This window comes from Photobacterium proteolyticum (assembly GCF_001939735.1).
Lineage (GTDB): Bacteria > Pseudomonadota > Gammaproteobacteria > Enterobacterales > Vibrionaceae > Photobacterium > Photobacterium proteolyticum.
This window is the reverse complement of record NZ_MJIL01000024.1, coordinates 1-3,418: the sequence shown is the minus strand read 5'-3', so window position 1 is coordinate 3,418 and position 3,418 is coordinate 1. Positions and strand designations below refer to the sequence as shown.

Sequence of the window (3,418 nt, the reverse complement as noted above, 5' to 3'; positions counted from 1 at the left end):
GTTACACTCGGCATTTTTGGTTCGGAGTTCGGTGCGCTTGGTAAGTTAATCGTGGGGCACCTTATCGCAGGCGTTATAACTGCGGTACCTTATGGTCTCCCTCGAATTATCTTTTTGGTGTATTGCATAAACAGGTAGCCGCAGTTAATTTGTAACTACATTGAAGCCAGATGAGAGTGTATATGTTTAAGTGCCCAAATTGCGGAACGTCCATTTCTATTAATGACAAGCTAGTTATTAACCTTGACAAGCATATAACATGTAAAAAGTGTGCACAGAAACTAAAACCAGTGAAGATTTATTTATACGCACTCATTTTTGTTGCTCCTACAGTTATGTCTTTTTTGGTCAACTACTGTGATCTTAGTCCTTTAAGTGCAGCAGGGGGCACGTTTGCATTTTGCTTCTTGCTATTAGCATGTCAGCCAATACGGAAAGTGTAAGGTTTGGTATGAATTTCGAGTTTTCTTCGAATTGCGACTTAAAAAATATTGCTCCATTTTGGAAAAAGATTGGTCTTCTTATTGATGGCGGTATAAGTAAAGAAGTTGAGTATATTCGCAAGTTTGCTTACGGTGTACAAAACAATAGCCAAGATGCCATTAAAATGTCTTTTTCGTTTCAATCCACAAAATGTGAATTAGCATTTGCTATCAAAATTGATGATCAAGCACCACATATGTTCATTCTGTCAGACTCAAGTGCACTCATTGATGCAATTTTTGAAAAGCACAATGAACTGTGTCATGAACTTGGAGCATAGTTATAACAAAGGCATCAAGGTGACGCTTTACACTCGGCGGTTTTGGCATGGAGTTTGGTGTGCTTGGTGAGTTTATCGTGGCGCACCTTATGCCGGCGTTATGTTTTGTAATTGGTTGCATTGCTTTTGATTGCATTTAGTCTTGTGATTGTCGTCACCATTTACTCAATTGAAAACAAAGATAATGAACACATATATAGTATTAAGCCAATCCATTGATTGGGGTTAATCTGTGTTGTTAATAAGTAAGGGGTAGTGATGGCAACAATTAATTATGATCATGTAAAAACTGCTTTTCGCTTCTTTGAACAAAATATTGGCAAGGAAATTAACATCAGTGATGTTGCCAAAACTGTTGGCTGGAAAGATAGTACAGTCCAAACATACTTCAATAAAAAATGGAAAGGTGTTGTTTTAGAAAGAACATCACCAGGAGTGTATTTAGTTATCATGCCTGAAGACATGACCGTTTCAGGGTTTGCAGATCTTCATACACAGGTTGATGAAAGAGTTAGGTAGGACAGGATCTGAATCTAACTAATCTGATTTCTAGATTTGGGGGTGACTCCCCAAAATGTCCTCTCAGTCAAGAGGGCTAAAGGGCTATTAACTTAACTCAAGCCCAGATCGCTGCAAAACGTGTAACTCTAGCACGCTAAAGATCTGAGGTAACGTGTGACGACTCACGCTAAAAGTCGGCCGCAGCGGGTTGGATTACTTGTTTGACGATTAATAGTCCGATGTTGGTTACTTATACTAGTTAAGAGTGCCAACACCGCCCGCAAGGCGGTATATAAATTCGAGTCTTTCATGACTCAACCGGTTGAGTCGGTAGATTGGGCGAAATCCATGAAAACCAAACTCACCATAATGGTAAAGGTCGATGTTGCTAGAGTTATCACAGCTACTGCTGGTTTGTGTCTAGCTATAGCTCACATTTTCCAATACCTATAAAGTCCTGAGGAGCACGCTTTTGTGCTCCTCAGGCATCCAAAACATAACAAAGCAATCAAGGTGATGCCATTACACTCGGCGGTTTTGGTTCGGAGTTCGGTGCGCTTTGTTGGTTCAATGGGGCACACCTTATTGCGGGCGTTATGCACTAATAGTACTACCACAGGTATATCAACTCCCTAATCATTAGCTGAGCGACTACCTGTTAATGCTTTCAAGCCTTAAGGCTTTCATTATTGTTGAATACATTAACTTTTTTGTGTCGTATATTTTATTGATATGTATCGCCTGAGGTGTCATTTACCAATGAAATTAAGCAAACCGATAACTCTTGAGTATACAAAATCTAACTTACTCTTCTTGCTCAAATTTGGTTCAACTCCGACTGAATCACCTTATAGTCATAAGCAAATTGCTGAATGGTGTGAAAGGTTCTGGAGTGCATTTAGTGATATTGATGCTCCTGAAGATATTGAGAAAATCATGCCTGTATTGGCTGACGTTGAAACTCAATGGGACCTGTATCTTGCTAATACATACACGTTGAGTGAGTTGCAAAGCAATAGCTTTGAGGACGTGATACTACCGATTGATTGGTTCATCCAGTGGCAACATGAAGCCAGTGCATAACAAGGCAATCAAGGTGACCCGTTACACTCGGCGGTTTTGGTATGAGGTTCGGTGCGCTTTGTTGGTTGAGTGCGGGGCACCTTATTGCAGGCGTTATGCCTCACGGGAAATTTAGCATATGAGTTATAATTGGGAATCGTTTAAAGCCTTTGTTGGCAAAAATACTAGTGGAAGTAAGAAGTATTATTTCCGTGGTCAAAGTTCTTCACTTTGGAAGCTGGAGACAAGTTTTCAGAGAGCATCGGTTGGCAAGGGAATCCCGATGCTTACCTATCTAACGTCCATTATGAGTGACGTTAATTATCAGTTTTCTTCGTTTGATAAGCCCGTAAACTTGCAGGATAGTATTGAATTTGGTGAACTATTGGCTCGTTTGCAGCACCATGGCTTTCCGACTCCATTACTGGACTGGACGCTATCGCCTTATATTGCCGCCTATTTTGCTTTCAAAGGAGCACCGTTGGAAGCCAAGCCCGATGATAAGGTTTCTATCTATATGTTTGATATAGATAAGTGGATGGCAGAGACGTCTCCGTCAACTGACTTGCTTAGTCAGGTGCCCTTTGTTGGTAACTTTGTTCCCTATGCTACCAATAATCAACGTATGGTTAGGCAAATGGGTGTGATGACAATTACAAATGTTCCAGATATTCAACAATTTATTTTAAGTAAAGGGAATGACTATTTATTTAAAATTGACTTACCGGCTTTTGAGCGGAGCTTAGTATTAAAAGAGTTGAATTTGATGGGCATTAATGACCATACACTATTCCCCGATTTGGATGGGTTATGTAAACATTTAAAAGAAGTTCATTTCGACAGTAAGATCAAAGTTCCACCGCCGCCTCCACCATTAGTACCATTGCCACCAGAGGCATAACAAACTGTTTAAGAGTGATTCGCAACGCGTGGCATTTTCATCATGCGTTGGTTTAAGTGATTAAGGTGGTATGCGGCAGCATAGGTATTGCGTTGCTCACACCTTAACAGGGCGTTATATTGCTAGAGGAGTTCAACGTATTGAATCATTACTCTTTTGTTTTTATGGAAAGTTTAAACGAGAGCTTTCTG

4 protein-coding genes are annotated in these 3,418 nt (G+C 40.2%); all 4 read left to right on the top strand.

The genetic code is table 11. The annotated features are described in order from the left end of the window. The first annotated feature begins 451 nt into the window (after positions 1 to 451). The 4 genes from BIT28_RS00260 (at position 452) to BIT28_RS00245 (ending at position 3,227) form a co-directional block, all read left to right on the top strand. Positions 452 to 763, top strand: coding sequence for a hypothetical protein (locus tag BIT28_RS00260; RefSeq protein ID WP_075761641.1), 312 nt, complete (start codon positions 452 to 454; stop codon positions 761 to 763). A gap of 258 nt (positions 764 to 1,021) precedes the next feature. Further along, positions 1,022 to 1,282 (top strand): hypothetical protein, encoded by a 261-nt coding sequence (locus BIT28_RS00255; RefSeq protein ID WP_075761640.1) that lies wholly within the window; start codon positions 1,022 to 1,024, stop codon positions 1,280 to 1,282. Positions 1,283 to 2,023: 741 nt separating this feature from the next. After that, positions 2,024 to 2,347: a hypothetical protein gene (locus BIT28_RS00250; RefSeq protein WP_075761639.1), complete on the top strand. Its 324-nt coding sequence runs from the start codon at positions 2,024 to 2,026 to the stop codon at positions 2,345 to 2,347. A 118-nt stretch (positions 2,348 to 2,465) separates the two neighbouring features. Continuing rightward, on the top strand, positions 2,466 to 3,227 hold the full coding sequence (locus BIT28_RS00245; RefSeq protein ID WP_075761638.1) for an FRG domain-containing protein: 762 nt from the start codon (positions 2,466 to 2,468) through the stop codon (positions 3,225 to 3,227). Positions 3,228 to 3,418: the final 191 nt, after the last annotated feature.

Bases quoted from the DNA above. Each gene is read 5' to 3' on its own strand.
- BIT28_RS00260 (WP_075761641.1), top strand. From the start codon at position 452: ATGAATTTCGAGTTTTCTTCGAATTGCGACTTAAAAAATATTGCTCCA.
- BIT28_RS00255 (WP_075761640.1), top strand. From the start codon at position 1,022: ATGGCAACAATTAATTATGATCATGTAAAAACTGCTTTTCGCTTCTTT.
- BIT28_RS00250 (WP_075761639.1), top strand. From the start codon at position 2,024: ATGAAATTAAGCAAACCGATAACTCTTGAGTATACAAAATCTAACTTA.
- BIT28_RS00245 (WP_075761638.1), top strand. From the start codon at position 2,466: ATGAGTTATAATTGGGAATCGTTTAAAGCCTTTGTTGGCAAAAATACT.